This is a genomic window from Candidatus Pelagibacter communis, from assembly GCF_001180025.1.
Taxonomy (GTDB): domain Bacteria; phylum Pseudomonadota; class Alphaproteobacteria; order Pelagibacterales; family Pelagibacteraceae; genus Pelagibacter; species Pelagibacter ubique_A.
Map to the genome: position 1 here is coordinate 1 of NZ_CVSK01000011.1, position 3794 is coordinate 3794.

At 28.3% G+C, this 3794-nt stretch carries 4 protein-coding genes and 1 pseudogene; 4 read left to right on the forward strand and 1 reads right to left on the reverse strand.

Features of this window, described 5'->3' with window-relative positions; all coding sequences use genetic code 11:
- The 3 genes from AMN83_RS00215 to AMN83_RS00225 form a co-directional block, all read left to right on the forward strand.
- Window positions 1-349 (forward strand): transketolase-like TK C-terminal-containing protein (locus AMN83_RS00215; protein ID WP_425304136.1); only part of this gene is annotated, 349 nt, incomplete at its 5' end.
- Window positions 350-1612, forward strand: coding sequence for a 2-oxo acid dehydrogenase subunit E2 (locus AMN83_RS00220; protein ID WP_075503396.1), 1263 nt, complete (start codon window positions 350-352; stop codon window positions 1610-1612).
- Between the two features lie 6 nt (window positions 1613-1618).
- The gene (locus AMN83_RS00225; protein WP_075503398.1) at window positions 1619-2512 is read left to right on the forward strand and encodes a DMT family transporter; all 894 of its coding nucleotides are present in this window, start codon (window positions 1619-1621) and stop codon (window positions 2510-2512) included.
- On the opposite strand, the gene AMN83_RS00230 is transcribed toward AMN83_RS00225, so the two are convergent.
- Complete coding sequence (locus AMN83_RS00230; protein WP_075503400.1) at window positions 2509-3273, reverse strand: undecaprenyl-diphosphate phosphatase; 765 nt, start codon at window positions 3271-3273, stop codon at window positions 2509-2511. The two genes, AMN83_RS00225 and AMN83_RS00230, sit on opposite strands and share 4 nt — an antisense overlap.
- Window positions 3274-3456: 183 nt before the next feature.
- Between AMN83_RS00230 and AMN83_RS00235 the strand changes: the two are divergent.
- Window positions 3457-3794, forward strand: a pseudogene (locus AMN83_RS00235) (NAD(P)-dependent oxidoreductase); the annotation flags it as partial.

The window sequence follows — 3794 nt, forward strand, 5'->3', positions numbered from 1 at the left end:
AAGATATAATCTTTTGAACCCAGATAAAGAACCTAAAAAATCTTATGTTGAGCAATGTCTGGGTCAAACAGAAGGCCCAATTATGGCTGCATCTGATTATATGAGAATGAATTCTGATCAAATCAGACCTTATACTAATAAAAGTTTTTATTCATTAGGAGCGGATGGTTTTGGAAGAAGTGATACAAGAAAAAATTTAAGAAAATTTTTTGAGGTAGATAAAGAACATTTGGTTGCTTACGGTTTAAGTATTTTGGCAAAAGAACAGCTTATAACTTCTAAATATGCAAAAGACGCAATGAAGAAGTATAATATTGATAGTAATAAACCAATGCCAACAAAGTTATAAATGTCAGAAACTGAGATTAAAGTACCTAATATTGGAGATTTTAAAGATGTTGAGGTCATTGAGGTATTAGTTTCTGAAGGTCATTCAATTAAAAAAAATGATGCTCTAATAACAATTGAAAGTGATAAATCTAGCGTAGAAATACCATCAAATTTAGAAGGTAAAATTAAAAATTTAAAAATAAAAGTAGGAGACAAAGTTTCTGAGGGCGACTTAATTTTAACTATAGAGAGTTCCGCTGAAGTGAAAAAGGAAGAGGTTAAAGAAAAACCAGAAATTGAAAAAAAGTCAAAAAATATTGAGGAAATAAAACCTGAAATTCAAGAAAAAACTTTTTCTAAAAATAATATTTCAAATATTTCATCTGCAAGTCCAAAAGCTAGAAAATTTGCGAGAGAACTTGGTGTAGATATTAATCAAGTTGTGGGAAGTCAGAAAGATGGCAGGGTTGTTGAAGATGATATTAAAAAATTTGTTTCATATAATTCAAAAAACAACGTTGTAGTAAAAGATAGTAAACCAGATAAAATTAAAAACGAATTTGAACATTCTGATTTTGGTGAAATAGAAATTAAAGACATACCAAGAGTAAAAAAATTATCATCAAAATATCTTACAAATTCATGGACAACAATTCCTCATGTTACAAATCATGATGAAGCCGACATAACGGAGATGGAAAGTTTTAGAAGTTCATTAACAGATATATATACTGGAGAAAAAATTAAAATTACACCTCTAGCATTTATAATAAAGGCTTTAGTTGCATCTCTTAAGAAATTTCCTAGTTTTAATTCTTCTATCGACGAAATTGAGACTGGAAAAATGACTTTAAAAAAATATTACCATATTGGGATAGCAGTTGACACACCAAATGGATTAATGGTTCCAAAAATAAGAAATGCAAATAACAAAAAAATTTCTCTCATAAGTAAAGAATTAAAAGAGGTAAGTGAACTTTGTAGAAATTTAAAAATTGATAAAAAAGAATTGTTTGGTGGCTCGATGACGATTACGAGTTTAGGTGGTATAGGAGGTTCATTTTTTACCCCTATAATTAATTATCCTGAAGTTGCTATATTAGGAGTAGGAAGATCAGAAAAAAAACAAATTTTTATGAATGGTAAGTTTCAAACCAGGACTATGCTCCCAATTTCTTTATCTTATGATCACAGAATTATTGATGGTGCAGAAGCAGCTAGGTTTAATAATGATCTAAAAGAAAACTTAGGCAAAAATTTTGCTTATAAACTAGCTGTCTAATTAAAAATGAGTAAATCCATATCATTATTTAGTGCCTTATTGTGCACTTTCATTTGGGGAACAACTTTTATTGCCCAAGACACAGGCATGGATAATATTGGCCCTTTTACATTTAATGCTGTGAGGTTTTTTGTTGGTTTTTTAGCCATAACTCCACTTTTGATTTTATTTGAATTAAAAAATTTTAAATCAGAATTTAAATTAGATAAAAAAACTTTCATAATTTATTCATTGTTAATTGGAATTTCTTTATTTTTAGGCTCTGCACTTCAACAAGTTGCTTTGCTTTATACTGATGTTGCAAATGCTGCTTTTTTTACAATTTTTTATGTGCCAATGGTACCGATTATCATTTTTTTGTTTGGTAAAAAATCAATGCATTGGAGTGTATGGCCTTCTGTAGTTCTATGTTTAATTGGAGGATATTTACTAACAAATTTTCATGATGCAACAGTAAGATTAGGAGATACTTTGGTTGTTCTCGGAGCTTTATTTTGGAGCACTCATATCATTTTTACTGGAATCATTATAACTAAATACAATCTTCCACTCACCTTAGGAGCTGTGCAGACTTTAATTGTGGCTATTTTTTCATTTATAATTGGAATTATTTATGAAGAATTTATTTTAAGTAATATTTTAATGGAAATTTATTCAATTTTATATGCAGGTATATTATCTGGTGGATTTGCATTTGTATTACAAATTTATGCCCAGCGTAATATTACTCCAGCACCTGCAGCTATAATTTTTTCTCTTGAAGGTGTATTTGCCACTATAGCTGCTTGGTTTATTTTAAATCAAATTCTAGATGTTAATAATTTACTTGGATGCTTTTTTATTCTATGTGGAGTTCTCTTATCTCAATTACTCCCTTTAATTAAGAAGAAATATACTTAATAAACTAAACTAAATAAAATCAAAGCAATTATTATTCTATAAATTACAAACGCATTCATTGAAAATTTATTTATATAAATTAAAAAGAATTTAACTGTTAGAAAAGAAAAAATAAAAGAAGATATAATTGCGATAACAACTAAGTAATTAAACTGAATTGATTGTTCAAAAACATCTTTCAAGCTTAAGACACTAGCTCCAGCTAATGCTGGGATTGAAAGTAAAAAAGATATCTTACTTGAATCTACTCTATTAAATTTTAAAATTCTCGCAGCTGTTATAGTAATTCCTGCCCTACTCACTCCGGGTACAAGTGAGAAAATTTGGAAAACACCTATAAATATTATTGATTGAAAATTTAAATTTGAAGAAATTTTTTTATCAAATCGATTTTTGTCTGAGATGTATAAAATAATTGCGAATATTAAAGTAGTCCAAGCAATGACTTCTAAATTTCTTAACTGATAAATTAAATTTGAACTATAAAGTATGTATCCAACAATTATTAATGGAATAGATCCAAGTATAATTAAACTTAAAAGTCTTTTATTTTTTCTAGCATCAAATAGTTCATCCCTAAAAAAATAAATTATTGCTATTAGAGAACCCAGATGGAGGCTGATATCAATAAGCAAAGAACTAGATCTAAATTCATATAAAGTAGAAACCAAAATTAAATGAGCAGAAGAACTAATAGGAAGAAATTCAGATATTCCTTGAATTGCAGAGAGAATTAAAACTTCTATAATATTTTGAAACATTGTTTCTTCGTAACTTATAAAGTATTTATTTAAAACAATTCGATTTAAGCATAATAGCTATGCAATAATTAAAAACGTGTTAATTGGTGGTAATAATTTAAAAATTAAGGTCAATATTTATGACCTATTTTATGCTTTATATACATAAATCAGGGTATATTTTGCCAAAACTTAAATAATATTATGCCCGATAAAATGCTCAAATTTGTTAAAATAGGTCAACAAACTCCACCTAAAAGAGAAGTTGATAAAAGAAAGAAAGATTTTAACGAAATTTATGACGAGTATATTAATGAAAAAGCTAAAGAACAGTCGAGTAGGTGTTCGCAATGTGGAGTACCTTTTTGCCAAGTTCATTGTCCTTTAAGTAATAACATTCCAGATTGGCTTAAACTGACAGCAGAGGGAAGATTAAAAGAGGCGTATGAATTATCCCAAAGCACAAACAATATGCCTGAAGTGTGTGGTCGAATTTGCCCCCAAGATAGATTATGCGAGGGAAATTGTGTAATTGAACAGTC

Coding starts and splice junctions, on each gene's coding strand:
- AMN83_RS00220 (WP_075503396.1), top strand. CDS start 350: ATGTCAGAAACTGAGATTAAAGTACCTAATATTGGAGATTTTAAAGAT.
- AMN83_RS00225 (WP_075503398.1), top strand. CDS start 1,619: ATGAGTAAATCCATATCATTATTTAGTGCCTTATTGTGCACTTTCATT.
- AMN83_RS00230 (WP_075503400.1), bottom strand. CDS start 3,273: ATGTTTCAAAATATTATAGAAGTTTTAATTCTCTCTGCAATTCAAGGA.